Annotated in this window: 11 protein-coding genes; 5 read left to right on the top strand and 6 right to left on the bottom strand. The window is 61.6% G+C overall.

Annotated elements, in window-relative coordinates; genetic code table 11:
* Nucleotides 1-247: 247 nt before the first annotated feature.
* From DM807_RS12875 to DM807_RS12865, 3 genes are all read right to left on the bottom strand, one after another.
* Nucleotides 248-1,594, bottom strand: coding sequence for an ATP-binding protein (locus tag DM807_RS12875; protein WP_012273794.1), 1,347 nt, complete (start codon nucleotides 1,592-1,594; stop codon nucleotides 248-250).
* Nucleotides 1,591-2,268 (bottom strand): response regulator, encoded by a 678-nt coding sequence (locus tag DM807_RS12870; RefSeq protein ID WP_041166575.1) that lies wholly within the window; start codon nucleotides 2,266-2,268, stop codon nucleotides 1,591-1,593. Before DM807_RS12870 ends, DM807_RS12875 begins: the two co-directional genes overlap by 4 nt.
* A gap of 130 nt (nucleotides 2,269-2,398) precedes the next feature.
* A complete protein-coding gene (locus DM807_RS12865; protein ID WP_012273796.1) occupies nucleotides 2,399-3,004 on the bottom strand; it encodes an outer membrane protein in 606 nt (201 codons plus the stop codon).
* Between the two features lie 130 nt (nucleotides 3,005-3,134).
* Between DM807_RS12865 and DM807_RS12860 the strand changes: the two genes are divergently transcribed.
* Both DM807_RS12860 and DM807_RS12855 read left to right on the top strand, forming a co-directional pair.
* Complete coding sequence (locus DM807_RS12860; protein WP_060492644.1) at nucleotides 3,135-3,926, top strand: dienelactone hydrolase family protein; 792 nt, start codon at nucleotides 3,135-3,137, stop codon at nucleotides 3,924-3,926.
* Nucleotides 3,927-4,000: 74 nt separating this feature from the next.
* Nucleotides 4,001-4,702 (top strand): 4'-phosphopantetheinyl transferase family protein, encoded by a 702-nt coding sequence (locus tag DM807_RS12855; RefSeq protein WP_069942838.1) that lies wholly within the window; start codon nucleotides 4,001-4,003, stop codon nucleotides 4,700-4,702.
* Nucleotides 4,703-4,705: 3 nt separating this feature from the next.
* Here the strand turns inward: DM807_RS12855 and DM807_RS12850 are convergent, their stop codons facing one another.
* Nucleotides 4,706-6,313: an ATP-binding protein gene (locus DM807_RS12850; protein WP_012273799.1), complete on the bottom strand. Its 1,608-nt coding sequence runs from the start codon at nucleotides 6,311-6,313 to the stop codon at nucleotides 4,706-4,708.
* Nucleotides 6,310-7,008, bottom strand: coding sequence for a response regulator (locus DM807_RS12845; RefSeq protein WP_012273800.1), 699 nt, complete (start codon nucleotides 7,006-7,008; stop codon nucleotides 6,310-6,312). Before DM807_RS12845 ends, DM807_RS12850 begins: the two co-directional genes overlap by 4 nt.
* A 782-nt stretch (nucleotides 7,009-7,790) precedes the next feature.
* Between DM807_RS12845 and DM807_RS12840 the strand changes: the two genes are divergently transcribed.
* The 3 genes from DM807_RS12840 to DM807_RS12830 all read left to right on the top strand — a co-directional run bounded on the left by DM807_RS12840 (nucleotide 7,791) and on the right by DM807_RS12830 (nucleotide 12,691).
* Nucleotides 7,791-10,670, top strand: coding sequence for a ribonucleoside-diphosphate reductase subunit alpha (locus DM807_RS12840; RefSeq protein ID WP_012273801.1), 2,880 nt, complete (start codon nucleotides 7,791-7,793; stop codon nucleotides 10,668-10,670).
* Nucleotides 10,671-10,808: 138 nt separating this feature from the next.
* On the top strand, nucleotides 10,809-10,994 hold the full coding sequence (locus DM807_RS12835) for a hypothetical protein (protein ID WP_012273802.1): 186 nt from the start codon (nucleotides 10,809-10,811) through the stop codon (nucleotides 10,992-10,994).
* A 446-nt stretch (nucleotides 10,995-11,440) separates the two neighbouring features.
* Nucleotides 11,441-12,691, top strand: a complete 1,251-nt coding sequence (locus DM807_RS12830; protein WP_003254823.1) for a ribonucleotide-diphosphate reductase subunit beta — start codon at nucleotides 11,441-11,443, stop codon at nucleotides 12,689-12,691.
* Nucleotides 12,692-12,788: 97 nt separating this feature from the next.
* Here the strand turns inward: DM807_RS12830 and DM807_RS12825 are convergent.
* Nucleotides 12,789-13,939, bottom strand: a protein-coding gene (locus DM807_RS12825; RefSeq protein ID WP_085985440.1) for an IS3-like element ISPpu22 family transposase whose coding sequence is annotated in 2 segments (ribosomal slippage) — nucleotides 12,789-13,705 and nucleotides 13,705-13,939 — 1,152 coding nt in all. Because the reading frame shifts where the segments join, the coding sequence is not laid out codon by codon here.
* Nucleotides 13,940-14,003: the final 64 nt, after the last annotated feature.

Raw genomic sequence — 14,003 nt, 5'->3', positions numbered from 1 at the left:
TGCACTTGGAGGGATTTGTCGTTGTGTTCGAGCTGCCTGGGCAGGCCTCTGCGAAGTTCAATAGCAAGGGTGGTGCCAAAATGCCCACGAAGGGTGCAAGGGCCGTATTTGCTAGGGATAAATGCCCAACGACAGGGCGATTTGGCGGAGGAAGGCTGGCGGATTTCCGCCCGATGGCGGGATTTGTACAGGGGGGCTGGCGGAAATCCGCCCTTGCTGGGCCGCCCTTGGTGGGAGGCCAGCGAAATCAATCGAGATTGAAGGTGATCCTGAACGCCGCGCCGCCCAAAGGCGAATCCCCCAGGCTCAGCTCGGCGTCATAGCTGTCGACGATATCCTTGACCACCGCCAACCCGATGCCCTGCCCCGGGTGCTGGCTGTCCAGCCGCTCCCCGCGCTCGAGAATACGCTCACGCTGGTCGGCGGGCACCCCCGGCCCATCGTCCTCGATGCACAAGGTCAACTGCCCTGGCGTCTGCTCCAGGCTCACCCGCACCTGGCCCAGACTCAACCGGTAGGCGTTTTCCAGCAGGTTGCCGAGCATTTCCAGCAACGCACCCTGCTCCATCGGCACCTGTGCCGCATCGGGCAACGCCAGCACCACACTCACCCGTTTATCCCGGTAAACCTTGGCCAAGGTGCTGCACAGGCTGTCGAGCAGCGGCCGCAACCTCACGCTGTGGCGTACCAGGCCACTCTTGCGCAGGCTGGCACGTTGCAGTTGGTAGTCGATCTGCTGGCTCATGCGCTCGATCTGGCTTTGCAGCACCCGCGCCTGCTCGCGCTCGCCGCTGCGTTGCTGCAGGCTTTCACCCACGCCCTGCAGCACTGCCAGCGGCGTCTTCAGGCTGTGTGCCAGGTCATCCAGCGAGTCACGGTAGCGCGTGCGTTGCTCACGCTCACTGCGCAACAGGCGGTTGAGCGAGCGGGTCAGGCGCAGCAGCTCGCGAGGGTGCTCGCCGCTCAGGCCCTCGCGCACGCCCGATTCCACCTCGTCCAGCTCATGGCTTAGCCGGCGCAACGAGCGCAGGCCCCAGGTCAAGCCAGCCCACAGCAGCACCATGAGCGCCAGCAATGCAGCGCCGAACCCCAGGTAGAGCTTTTCGCGCAGGCCATTGAGGGTAGCCTTGTACTCACTAAGCGGTTGCAGGGCGACAATGCTGTAAGCGGCGCTCTGACCACCCAGCAGCTTGATCTCGACGTCGTACACGAAGAACTCTTCGCCGTCGGACTGGTGAATGCGGGCGAACTCGTTGCCGCGCCCGTCATAGCGCGGGCGGTAGTTGATGTGCCGGTCAGCGGTGGCACGCGACTGCCAGACCAGGTTGCCATCACGGTCGAAAATATAGCCAAGCAGCCCGGTGTACGGCAGGTTATAGCGCTCGTCCGGGAGCAACGCAGGCATCTGCAACTGCCCATGTTCGATACGCGCAGCGGAAATCAACGTGGTCACATCCGAAGCCAGGCGCTGCTCGATCGATTCCTGCAGGGCCAGGCTGAAGGCCTTTTGCAAGGCCGGCAGCAGTGCCAGCATGAACAGCAGTGCCAACACTGCGGCAGCCAGCATCAGGCGCACCCGCAGCGAGCGGATCATCGGCAGCGCTCGGTGAACAGATAGCCCAGGCCACGCACCGTGTCGATGGGTTTGAAGCCGTGCGCGCCTTCAAGCTTGCGGCGCAGGCGGCCAACCAGCACTTCTATGACATTGGGGTCGCGCTCCTCATCCCCAGGGTACAGCTGCTCCATCAGTCGGTCCTTGGCCACCACCTGCTGATGATGGCGCATGAGGTATTCGAGAATGCGGTATTCGTAGGCGGTCAGTGCCAAAGGCAGTTCGTCGAGGGTGGCCTGCTTGCGGTTGAGGTCGAGCACCAAGGGGCCTGCGGCAATGGTTGACTGGGTAAAGCCACTGGAGCGGCGCAACAGGGCATTGAGCCGCGCTTCGAGCTCTTCGAACTGAAACGGCTTGACCAGGTAGTCGTCGGCACCGGCGGCCAGGCCTTCGACCTTGTCCTGCCAGTTGCCTCGAGCGGTAAGGATAAGAATGGGGAAGGTCTTGTCCTGGCTGCGCAGGCGCGTGATCAGCTCCAGTCCACTGATACCAGGCAGACCCAGGTCGACGATGGCCAGGTCGAAGTGGTATTGCCCAGCCTGGTACAGCGCCTCCTCGGCGTCGGCAACGGCTTCGACCACATGGCCACTTTCGCCCAGGCGGGTGTAGAGGTGATGGCGAAGCAGGGCTTCGTCCTCGACCACCAGCAGTTTCATGTGCAGCTCCTTGTGTGTATTGCCTATACCGGCCTCTTCGCAGCACAAGGCTGCTCCTGCAGAAACATCACCCCTGCAGGAGCAGCCTTGTGCTGCGAACGGGCCGGTACAGGATAACGCGGCTCGCCGATCAGAACTTGTAGCTTGCTGCCAGATAGGTCTGCGCGCTGCTGGTCAGGCGCAGAGTGCCGTCCTTCGGCCCGCCATGCGCACCCACTTCGGTTGCAGCATTGGTGCGCAGGTAACGGTAGCCCAGTTCGACCGAGGCCTTGTCGGTGATGTCCTGAATCACGCCGGCCTGCAGGCCGTAGGCATAACCGTAGTCGGTATCGCGGCTGGCGCCTGGCGACTCCTGGCTGAGCTTGGTCATGCCCAGGCTGCCACCGCCGAACAGTTTGGTGGTATCGCCCACCGGCAGGAACAGGTCATAGCTGCCCAGCAGGTTTTCCTGGCGCAATTTCAGGCCGCTGTGGTCGCCCGAGACATTGTCATAGGTCATGTAGTAGCGGCCTTGGTCGTTGATCTTGCCCACACGCACACCCCAGGTGTTGTCCTTGCCAATGATACCGTCGGCGTTGAGGTGGTCGGTGTTGCGCTGCAGCAGGCCGGATTTGCGAACTTTGTCGCTGGTCTGGCCGTAGGTCAGGCTGGCGAAGTTATCGTCTGCGGCCTGGGCGGAGGTGATGCCAGCGGCGCAGACGGCCATGGCGGCAAGCAGGGTATTGAAGGTTTTCATGGCCGGATACTCCAGTTGGGTGCGCTGTTTCGGTCTGGAAGCTAGAGTAAGCAGGGCACCCTGAACCGCGACTGAACCCTGGCTGAACCCCGGCTGAACGAACCGATTGCAGAACAAGGAGTAGTGACCCATGCGTGCCCTGCTGGCCTTGACCCTGATGTGCAGCGCCGTCCTCGCCCAAGCGGCGGTACAAACCCGCGAAATCCCCTACCAGGATGCCGACGGCAACCGCCTGGTCGGCTATTACGCCTACGATGATGCCGTCGAGGGCAAGCGCCCCGGCATCGTCGTGGTGCATGAGTGGTGGGGGCTGAACGACTACGCCAAGCGCCGTGCCCGCGACCTGGCAGCACTGGGCTACAACGCGCTGGCCATCGATATGTATGGCGACGGCAAACACACCGAGCACCCGCAGGACGCCCAGGCGTTCATGGCCGAAGCGATGAAAGACCCGGCAGCGGCAGCCAGGCGCTTCGACGCCGGCCTCGAGCTTTTGAAGCTGCAACCGAACACCAACAAGCATGAGCTGGGTGCTGTCGGCTATTGCTTCGGTGGCAAGGTGGTCCTCGATGCCGCGCGGCGCGGCGAAAAACTGGACGGTGTGGTGAGCTTTCATGGCGCCCTGGCCACCCAGACCCCGGCAAAACCTGGCGTGGTGCGGGCCGATATCCTGGTCGAGCATGGTGCGGCGGACAGCATGGTCACGCCGCAGCAGGTTGAGGCGTTCAAGGCCGAGATGGATGCTGCGAAGGCCAACTACCAGTTCGTCAGCATTGAAGGCGCCAAGCACGGGTTTACCAACCCCGATGCTGACCGGCTGAGCCATGGCGACCATGGTGGGCCCGACATTGGCTATAACAAGGCGGCGGACGAAAGCTCCTGGGCGGATATGCAGGCGTTCTTCAAGAAGGTATTCAAATAAAGATTGTCGCGGGCCGCTTGCGGCCCCAGCAATCCCACCTCCCACACCGCCGCTGCGGCTGGCACAATAGCGCCATGAACACTCTCCCAGCCTGCTGCGCCCCACTCCAGCACCACTGGCCCTTGCCCCGCCCGCTGCCCGGCGCGGTGCTGGTCAGTTGCACGTTCGACCCTACCCGCCTGGCACCCGACGATTTCCAGCGTGCCGGCATCGTGCCAAGTGCCAGCCTGCAACGCTCGGTGGCCAAGCGCCAGGCCGAGTACCTGGCCGGTCGCGTATGTGCCCGCGCCGCGCTGCAGCGCCTGGACGGCCGCGACTACGTACCGGCTACCCATGAGGACCGCTCGCCCATCTGGCCAGCCGGCATTCACGGTTCGATCACCCATGGCCAGGGCTGGGCCGCCGCAGTGGTCGCCGCCGAAGGCAGTTGCCAAGGCCTTGGGCTGGATCAGGAAGCCCTGCTCGATGACGAGCGTGCCGAGCGACTGATGGGCGAAATTCTCACCGCCGCCGAGCTGGAGCGCCTGGACAGCCACCAGCTCGGCCTGACGGTAACCCTGACCTTCTCGTTGAAGGAAAGCCTGTTCAAGACCCTCTACCCGCTGACCCTCCAGCGCTTCTACTTCGAGCACGCCGAAGTACTCGACTGGTCCGCCGAAGGCCTGGCGCGCCTGCGCCTGCTCACCGACCTGTCGCCGCAATGGCGGCACGGCGCTGAGCTTCAGGGCCAGTTCTGCCTGCAGGACGGCCACTTGCTGAGCCTGGTCAGCGTCTGACCTTTACAACGGTGCCTGCTGCCGGGGCCAGTTGAGGCTGAAGCAGGCGCCACCCAACGCGGCACTGCGCCCAACCGAAGCCCTGCCCGCGTGCCAGTAGATGATCCGCCGTACGATCGACAAGCCCAGGCCATGCCCGCCCGAGGCACGGGTACGGCTGTCATCAAGGCGGGTAAATGGCGTGAAGATGCGGTCCCAGACACCCTCGGGGATCCCAGGGCCGTCATCTTCCACGTCGATACGGCAGCGTTGCTGCCCCAACTGGTAGCTCAGACGCACTTCAGACTCGGCATGGCGCATGGCATTGCCGACCAGGTTCTGCAGGGCCCGGTGCAGGTAACGCGGCTCGGCTTCGACCCAGGCGCCCTCGGCATCCGCGCCCTGGCAGTCACCGCGCACCACCCGCACCTCGGCACGCAACGGCGCCAGCTCTCCGATCACCCGATCGAGCAAGGCATCCAGGTCGACCCGCTGGAACTTCAAGGCTGGCGCGCCCTGCTCCAGACGGGCGTAGGTCAGCATCTCGTCCACCAGCTTGTCGAGGTCCTGAATGTCGCCGTCCATGCCGGCCAGGTGTTTGGCCCGGGCCTGCTCAGTCGTGGCACTTTCGATCATTTCCAGGCCAAAGCGCAGGCGTGCCACTGGCGTGCGCAGCTCATGGGACACCGCCCGTACCAACTCGCGCTGCATGGTCAGCGAGCGCTGCAGGTGTTCGGCCATGCCATTGAAGGCAGCGGCCAGGCGCCCTACCGAGTCGGCATCGCCAGCCGGTACGCGGGTATCCAGGCTGCCTTGGGCAATGCGCGTGGCCGCAATCTCCAGCCCTGACACCCGGCGCTCCAGCTGACGCACCAGCAGGTATACCACCAGGCCGATCAAGCACAGGCCTAGGAAGGCAATCAGGATCAGCAACTGCGGCGGGTACGGGTTGAGCTGATACAACGGGCCGATTTCCAGCACCCAGGGAGAGCCCGTCAGCCCGGCGAATACACGGATCGAGTCGCCATCCTTGCCCAGCGCCATCACCGTGTCGCCCTCCTCGACCCGGCGCCGCTGGTCATCGTCCAGGCTGACCCGCTCGATACGCTGCAGGGCGACACCAAAGCCAAAGCCCTTTTCCAGCTTGATCTGGGCCAGGCGCTGCTGCTGTTCGGTTACCGGGTAGCGCACCAGTTCGTCAGCCAATAGATAGAGTGTGGCGCGCGCCAGCTGCTCGCTGATCTGTTTGATCTGCGCGACCAGCATCAGGTCTTCCTGGCCGACCTTGCGCAGTACTTGCGCCGCATGTGGCCCCGTCTTCTCGACTACCACCAGGCCACGGTACAGGCGCGCCCGCTGGCCACCGTCAAGGCTGCGCGCGGTCATTGGCTGCAACGTCAAAGGCACACCAAGCAGGCGCTCCCAGATCAGCAGCGAGCGCTTGCGTTCGGTTTCATTCTGCGTCGCCAGGTTGTCAGCCATCAGGCTGAAGGTTCCCTGGGCCAAGCCCTCGCGGTGCTGTGCGGCGCGTACTTCATTGACCAGGTGCAGGCTGAGCACGCCAAGCAAGGCCACCAGCACCAACACGGCCAGCATGCCGCCGTAGACGCGCAGGAAGATCGAATTGTTCATGGCGCCTCGCCGACAAACAGATAGCCCTTGCTGCGCAGGGTCTTGATCAACCGTGGCTGCAGTGGGTCATCGCCGATCTTGGGGCGGATTTTAGAGATGCGTATATCGATGGAGCGGTCCTGGCCGTCGTAGCCCACGCCCCGCAGCGCGGTGAAAATCTGCTCGCGCGTCAGCACCCGGCCGGCATTGCTGGCCAGCAGCCAGAGCAGGTCGAATTCGGCGCCGGTCAGCTCGATCAACTGTTCGCCCAGGCGCGCCTCGCGCAAGCGGTTGTCGATGTGCAGCGCACCGAAAGCCAGGTCTTGACGTTTGCTGTCCACGGTCTCGCTACGGCGCAGCAGGGCCTGAATGCGCGCCAGCAGCAGGCGTGGGCGCACCGGTTTGCAGACATAGTCGTCAGCCCCCAGGTCCAGGCCCTGGACCTGGTCCAGTTCGTCGCTGCGGGCGGTGAGCATCAAGATCGGGCCAAGGTACTGGCTACGCACACGGCGGCAGATGCTCAGACCGTCCTCGCCGGGGAGCATGAGGTCGAGAATGACCAGGTCGGGCTGGCTGTCGACGATGCGCCGCGCGGCGCGGGCCCCATCACCCTCGACACTGACCTCGTAGCCGTTGGCCTGCAGGTACTCGGCAGTGAGGTCGGCCAGACGCTGGTCGTCTTCGACAATGAGGATGCGTGGGGTGGGGTGGTCCATGGCCTCTGCCTTTAATTGTTGTTTTTCTGTTGCCAGTGCGGGCCGTTTCGCAGCTAAAGCCGCTCCCACAGGGACCGCGCCGCTTTCGAAACCTGCGCACTGCCCCTTTAACCTAAAAGCAATATCACAGCCGGATACTACGTCCCGCCCCCGGCACTGCCAACCCACCCACAGCCCCTCGACTGAACCGTTTTTTGTGATAGGGTTCGCGCCCGAAAAAAACTGCCCCGGGGCATCAAGGCGCAGAAAAATACTGCAAACCACTTGGCACAAGGCCTACAGCGAATACCCACCATTCACTCACAAAGTACACACACGTTATCCACAGGCGCTCGCCTTGCAAAGCCCCCAATACCGCATTATCTTGTATCCCGATCGCAGCGAACCACTAGATATAGGGGTTCGTGCAAAATCACACACAAAAGTCAACCCGCAAGATCAAGCGATTTTCCGGGTGGAACTTCAGGTGATTTCAGCAGCCGAACCGCTCCTGCGGAGGCGACCGAGGCAAGCCCTTCCAGGGCCTTGTTCGGGTATGGGTGTTGCAGGCCAGGCCTGGCATCCATCAGCAACAGTTTTTGGGCCCTGCCCAGAACCTTTGACTTCGGCCAGGGAGCGGCAAGCCATTGCCCCTTATTCCTGAGTCTGTCCCGAAGTCGGTACGCCCGCGCGGGCGGATGCGCATGCATTGCGCATCCCCGCCAGGCCATCGAGCAAGTGGACGGAACGGTGGGCGCCCAAAAGGCGCCTGAACAATATAGAAACTGTGGAGACACCCACCCATGCAAACCGACACAACTCGCGAGAACCCGCAGGCCAAGGTGCCGCAGGCCGCCGATTCCAACCAGGATCTGGCCGCCACCGCCCCCGGCCAACTGCGCGTGATCAAGCGTAACGGCACTGTCGTCCCTTACACCGACGACAAGATCACCGTGGCCATCACCAAGGCGTTCCTCGCAGTTGAAGGCGGCACCGCCGCCGCTTCGTCGCGCATCCACGACACCGTCGCGCGTCTGACCGAGCAGGTTACCGCCACGTTCAAGCGTCGCATGCCATCGGGTGGCACCATCCACATCGAAGAAATCCAGGACCAGGTCGAACTGGCCCTGATGCGCGCCGGCGAGCAGAAAGTTGCCCGCGACTACGTGATCTACCGCGACCAGCGTGCCAAGGAGCGTGCCACCCGCGCCAACACCGACGCCGTGGTCGAGCCGCACCCAAGCATCCGCATCACCCTGGCCGACGGCAGCCTGGCTCCGCTCGATATGGCCCGCCTGAACACCATCATCAGCGAAGCCTGCGAAGGCCTGGCCGAAGTCGATGGCGACCTGATCCAGCGCGAAACCCTGAAGAACCTGTACGACGGCGTGGCCATCAAGGACGTCAACACCGCCCTGGTGATGACCGCCCGTACCCTGGTAGAGCGCGAGCCCAACTACTCGTTCGTTACCGCACGCCTGCTGATGGACACCCTGCGCGCCGAAGGCCTGGGCTTCCTCAACGTAGCCGACAGCGCTACCCACCACGAAATGGCCGACCTGTACGCCAAGGCCCTGCCAGCCTACGTCGCCAAAGGTATCGAGTTCGAACTGCTGAACCCGGCGCTGGCCGACTTCGACCTGGAAAAACTGGGCAAGGCGATCAACCACGAACGCGACCAGCAGTTCACCTACCTGGGCCTGCAGACCCTGTACGACCGCTACTTCATCCACAAGGATGGCGTGCGCTTCGAGCTGCCGCAGGTGTTCTTCATGCGTGTGGCCATGGGCCTGGCGCTGGAGGAGAAAGACAAGGAAGCCCGTGCGATCGAGTTCTACAACCTGTTGTCGTCGTTCGACTACATGGCCTCGACCCCGACCCTGTTCAACGCCGGCACCCTGCGCCCGCAGCTGTCCAGCTGCTACCTGACCACCGTGCCGGACGATCTGTCGGGCATCTACCACGCGATTCACGACAACGCCATGCTGTCGAAATTCGCCGGTGGCCTGGGCAACGACTGGACCCCTGTGCGCGCACTGGGCTCCTACATCAAGGGTACCAACGGTAAATCCCAGGGCGTCGTACCGTTCCTGAAAGTGGTCAACGACACCGCCGTTGCCGTCAACCAGGGTGGCAAGCGCAAGGGCGCCGTGTGTGCCTACCTGGAAACCTGGCACCTGGACATCGAAGAGTTCATCGAGCTGCGCAAGAACACCGGTGATGACCGTCGTCGTACCCACGACATGAACACCGCCAACTGGATCCCCGACCTGTTCATGAAGCGTGTCTTCGATGACGGCAAGTGGACCCTGTTCTCGCCTTCGGAAGTGCCAGACCTGCACGACCTGACCGGCAAGGCCTTCGAAGAGCGCTACGAGTACTACGAAGCCCTGACCGAGTACAACAAGATCAAGGTGTTCAAGACCATCCAGGCCAAAGACCTGTGGCGCAAGATGCTGTCGATGCTGTTCGAGACCGGCCACCCATGGCTGACCTTCAAGGACCCGTGCAACCTGCGTTCGCCGCAGCAGCATGTGGGCGTGGTCCACAGCTCCAACCTGTGCACCGAGATCACCTTGAACACCAACAAGGATGAGATCGCGGTCTGCAACCTGGGCTCGATCAACCTGCCGAACCACATCGTCGATGGCAAGCTGGACACCGCCAAGCTGCAACGCACCGTCAACACCGCTGTGCGCATGCTCGACAACGTGATCGACATCAACTACTACTCGGTGCCGCAGGCGCGTAACTCGAACCTCAAGCACCGCCCGGTCGGCCTGGGCATCATGGGCTTCCAGGACGCACTGTACCTGCAGCACATCGCCTACGGCTCCGACGCTGCCGTCGAGTTCGCCGACAAGTCGATGGAAGCGGTCAGCTACTACGCGATCCAGGCGTCCTGCGACCTGGCCGACGAGCGTGGCGCCTACGAGACCTTCCAGGGTTCGCTGTGGTCCAAGGGCATCCTGCCGCTGGATTCGCAACAGATCCTGATCGAAGCCCGTGGCCAGAAGTACATCGACGTCGACCTGAACGAAACCCTGGACTGGGCGCCGGTACGTGCCCGCGTACAGAAAGGTATTCGTAACTCGAACATCATGGCCATCGCGCCAACCGCGACCATCGCCAACATCACCGGCGTGTCGCAGTCGATCGAGCCGACCTACCAGAACCTGTACGTGAAATCGAACCTGTCGGGCGAGTTCACCGTGATCAACCCGTACCTGGTCCGCGACCTGAAGGCCCGCGGCCTGTGGGACTCGGTCATGATCAACGACCTGAAGTACTACGACGGCTCGGTGCAGCAGATCGAACGTATCCCGCAAGAGCTGAAAGACCTGTACGCCACCGCGTTCGAAGTCGAGACTAAGTGGATTGTCGACGCAGCTTCCCGTCGCCAGAAGTGGATCGACCAGGCTCAGTCGCTGAACCTGTACATCGCCGGCGCCTCGGGCAAGAAGCTGGACGTGACCTACCGCATGGCCTGGTACCGTGGTCTGAAAACCACCTACTACCTCCGTGCCCTGGCCGCGACCAGCACCGAGAAGTCGACCATCAACACCGGCAAGCTCAACGCCGTTTCCAGCGGTGGCGACAGCGCCCCGGTTCAGGCAGCCGGCCCTGCGCCAGTGCCAAAGGCCTGCGCGATCGACGAGCCTGACTGCGAAGCCTGCCAGTAAGGCCTGAATGCCGCGCGGGGTGCCTACGGGTGCCCCGCGCGGCATTTTTGTATCCGCGCATCAGAGAAATCTTGCCCTTTGCCCACCGCTCGCGCGGCTCGGTAAAAGAACAAGACCCCTCGAACAGGACATTAGCCCATGGCGCGGAAAAAAAAGACAACTCGCAAGATTGGTCGCAATGCTGAAACCGGGCGTTTCACCACGGTCGCAGAAGCACGCAACAACCCCAAGACACACATTGTCGAAACGCTGCACACCCGTGGCAGCGGCCTCGTGTCGCATGGGGGTGTGAAGCGCCCCCAGGATTGCAGCAGCGCCGCATGATCACCGGGGCCGCTTTGCGGCCCTATCGCGACACAAAGCCGAGCTTACAAAGATCGCGCCAACACCACATAATGTGTGAAAAAAATAAAATGGCACAATATGTAGTGTCATTCGCATTTTGCCGCTACACTCCCTCCCCGTAGCAAACGACACGAACCAGGTGAACGGACGCACGCAATTCCGGTCGAAATAGTTACGCTCGCCCGCAAGAGACGCGCCCCGATCGAAGGCGAAATCCTATATACTTCGCCCCCTCTGAAAAGAGCACCTTTCAATTGTCCTGGCCCCTCCCAGAGGCCTGGCCAGGTACAAGCCAGAACACATTCAGATGTAAACGAGAGTCAGCCTCTCGAGCTGTCCATTCGCCGTTACGGCCTTGCGTCAGGCATCACATTCTTAAAATCCAACCGGTTGCCCCAGGGCGACCCTCAAGCAGGAGCCAAACCATGCTGAGCTGGGACGAATTCGACAAAGAAGACGGCGAAGTAGCCGCCAAAGGCAATACCCCTGCGCAGGCCGCTGCCGCCGCCACTCTCGACAAGCTCGACAGCGCCGGTGGTGCCGCCGCCCTGGAAGCCCGTGCGGCCACCGCTTCTGACTCCGAAGCCGTCAAACGTGCCAAGGCTGCCCTGGATGCCCTCGACGTTGCCGAAGGCCTGGCCGAGCTGGAGGGTTCCTCGGCCCGTGTTGCAGTTGACGAAAAACGCATGATCAACTGCCGCGCCGACCTCAACCAGCTGGTACCGTTCAAGTACGACTGGGCCTGGCAGAAGTACCTGGACGGCTGCGCCAACCACTGGATGCCGCAAGAGGTCAACATGACCGCCGACATCGCCCTGTGGAAGAGCCAGGACGGCCTGACCGAAGACGAGCGCCGCATCGTCATGCGCAACCTGGGCTTCTTCTCCACCGCCGACTCGCTGGTTGCCAACAACCTGGCCCTGGCGGTGTACCGCCTGATCACCAACCCCGAGTGCCGCCAGTACATCCTGCGCCAGGCCTTCGAAGAGGCGATCCACACCCACGCCTACCAGTACTGCATCGAATCGCTGGGCATGGATGAAGGCGAGATCTTCAACATGTACCACGAGATCCCGTCGGTCGCGAAAAAAGCCGCCTGGGGCCTGAAGTACACCCGCGCCATCTCCGACCCGGAATTCAACACCGGCACCGTCGAAACCGACAAAGAGCTGCTGCGCAACCTGATCGCCTACTACTGCGTGCTGGAAGGCATCTTCTTCTACTGCGGCTTCACCCAGATCCTGTCCATGGGCCGCCGCAACAAGATGACCGGCGTGGCCGAGCAGTTCCAGTACATCCTGCGTGACGAGTCGATGCACCTGAACTTCGGTATCGACGTGATCAACCAGATCAAGATCGAAAACCCGCACCTGTGGGACGCGGCGATGAAGGAAGAAGCGACCCAGATGATCCTGCAAGGGACCCAGCTGGAAATCGAATACGCCCGTGACACCATGCCACGCGGCGTGCTGGGCATGAACGCGGCGATGATGGAGGATTACCTCAAGTTCATCGCCAACCGCCGTCTGACTCAGATTGGTTTGAAAGAAGAGTACCCAGGGACTACCAACCCGTTCCCTTGGATGAGCGAAATCATGGACTTGAAGAAGGAGAAGAACTTCTTTGAGACGCGCGTGATCGAGTATCAGACTGGTGGTGCACTGAGCTGGGACTGATCGTCCGGGCTGAGCATCGAGAAGGCTGCCGAATGGCAGCCTTTTTTTTTGCTGGAATGGCTTGGCAATGTGCTCTGTGTGAATCGCCCCTGGTTTCCTAGACACTCTCCAAGCTCAGAAAATAGCGTTTCTCATACTCTACTGGCGACAGCTGCATAGCACTGCTGTGTCTGCGCCTTGGGTTATAAAACATTTCAATGTAATCGAAAATATCACTTCGGGCTTCGTCACGTGTTGCGTAGATTTTTCGTCGGATTCGCTCCCGCTTCAAAAGCTGGAAAAAGCTTTCGGCTACGGCATTGTCGTGGCAATTTCCCCGCCGACTCATGCTGCTGATTATATTGTTGGCCTTCAAGAAGCTTTGCCAGTCTGAGCTACTGAATTGACTGCCTTGGTCTGAATGGATCATCACTTGCTGCCGTGGTTTGCGGCGCCACACGGCCATCAACATCGCGTCAAGCGCCAGGTCGCTGCACATGCGGGGCTTCATTGACCAGCCAATCACTTGGCGGGAAAACAGATCCAGGACTACCGCTAGGTACAGCCATCCTTCATAGGTGCGGATGTAAGTGATATCGGTTACCCAGACCTTATTCGGCTCACTGACTTTGAACTGCCGCGCGAGATGGTTGGGAGAGGCCACTGTTGGCTTTCCACCGTAAAACCCTGGACGCCGCCGATAGCCCGTTTGCGAACGCAACCCCTCTGCCTGCATCAAGCGTCCGACTCGATTGCGCCCGCATGTCTCTCCCAGCTCACGCAGGTCATCATGAATTTTGCGGTAGCCGTACACACCTCCGCTTTCGAGCCAAGCATGTTTGATCAAGCCAAGCAGACGATGATCTTCTTTTGCTCGGGCAGATTGAGGCTCGGTCAGCCAGGCGTAGTAGCCGCTGGGATGCACCTTTAGGGTTTGGCATAGGCGCCGCACCGGGTGATCCGTCGAGTGCTTCTTGATGAAGGCGTACTTCAGTTGCACTCCTTGGCAAAGTACGCGGCGGCCTTTTTTAAGATGTCTCGCTCTTCAGTCACGCGCTTGAGTTCTGCGCGAAGCTTGCGCAGTTCGGCTTGCTGCTCATCGTCTTGCTGACGCTGCTCTTGGGGTTTGCTGTAGAGCTTGATCCAGGCGTAGAGGCTGTGAACAGACATGCCCAGGCGCTGGGCAACATCGGCGACAGTCTTGCCTTTCTCGGTCACTTGCTTGACCGCTTCGATTTTGAATTCTTCGGGGTAACGCTGACGACTCATGACACCTCCTATTTGGGCCTCATTATGAGGCTTGGAGGTGTCTACGAAACCAGGGGCGATTCAG

This window comes from Pseudomonas hunanensis (genome assembly GCF_013393325.1).
GTDB lineage: Bacteria > Pseudomonadota > Gammaproteobacteria > Pseudomonadales > Pseudomonadaceae > Aquipseudomonas > Aquipseudomonas putida_P.
Note: the sequence above shows the minus strand (reverse complement) of the source record. Positions and strands in the feature narration are given on the sequence as shown.

What these genes read in the sequence shown, in the direction of transcription:
- DM807_RS12875 (WP_012273794.1), bottom strand. Translation starts at nt 1,594, where the DNA reads ATGATCCGCTCGCTGCGGGTGCGCCTGATGCTGGCTGCCGCAGTGTTG.
- DM807_RS12870 (WP_041166575.1), bottom strand. Translation starts at nt 2,268, where the DNA reads ATGAAACTGCTGGTGGTCGAGGACGAAGCCCTGCTTCGCCATCACCTC.
- DM807_RS12865 (WP_012273796.1), bottom strand. Translation starts at nt 3,004, where the DNA reads ATGAAAACCTTCAATACCCTGCTTGCCGCCATGGCCGTCTGCGCCGCT.
- DM807_RS12860 (WP_060492644.1), top strand. Translation starts at nt 3,135, where the DNA reads ATGCGTGCCCTGCTGGCCTTGACCCTGATGTGCAGCGCCGTCCTCGCC.
- DM807_RS12855 (WP_069942838.1), top strand. Translation starts at nt 4,001, where the DNA reads ATGAACACTCTCCCAGCCTGCTGCGCCCCACTCCAGCACCACTGGCCC.
- DM807_RS12850 (WP_012273799.1), bottom strand. Translation starts at nt 6,313, where the DNA reads ATGAACAATTCGATCTTCCTGCGCGTCTACGGCGGCATGCTGGCCGTG.
- DM807_RS12845 (WP_012273800.1), bottom strand. Translation starts at nt 7,008, where the DNA reads ATGGACCACCCCACCCCACGCATCCTCATTGTCGAAGACGACCAGCGT.
- DM807_RS12840 (WP_012273801.1), top strand. Translation starts at nt 7,791, where the DNA reads ATGCAAACCGACACAACTCGCGAGAACCCGCAGGCCAAGGTGCCGCAG.
- DM807_RS12835 (WP_012273802.1), top strand. Translation starts at nt 10,809, where the DNA reads ATGGCGCGGAAAAAAAAGACAACTCGCAAGATTGGTCGCAATGCTGAA.
- DM807_RS12830 (WP_003254823.1), top strand. Translation starts at nt 11,441, where the DNA reads ATGCTGAGCTGGGACGAATTCGACAAAGAAGACGGCGAAGTAGCCGCC.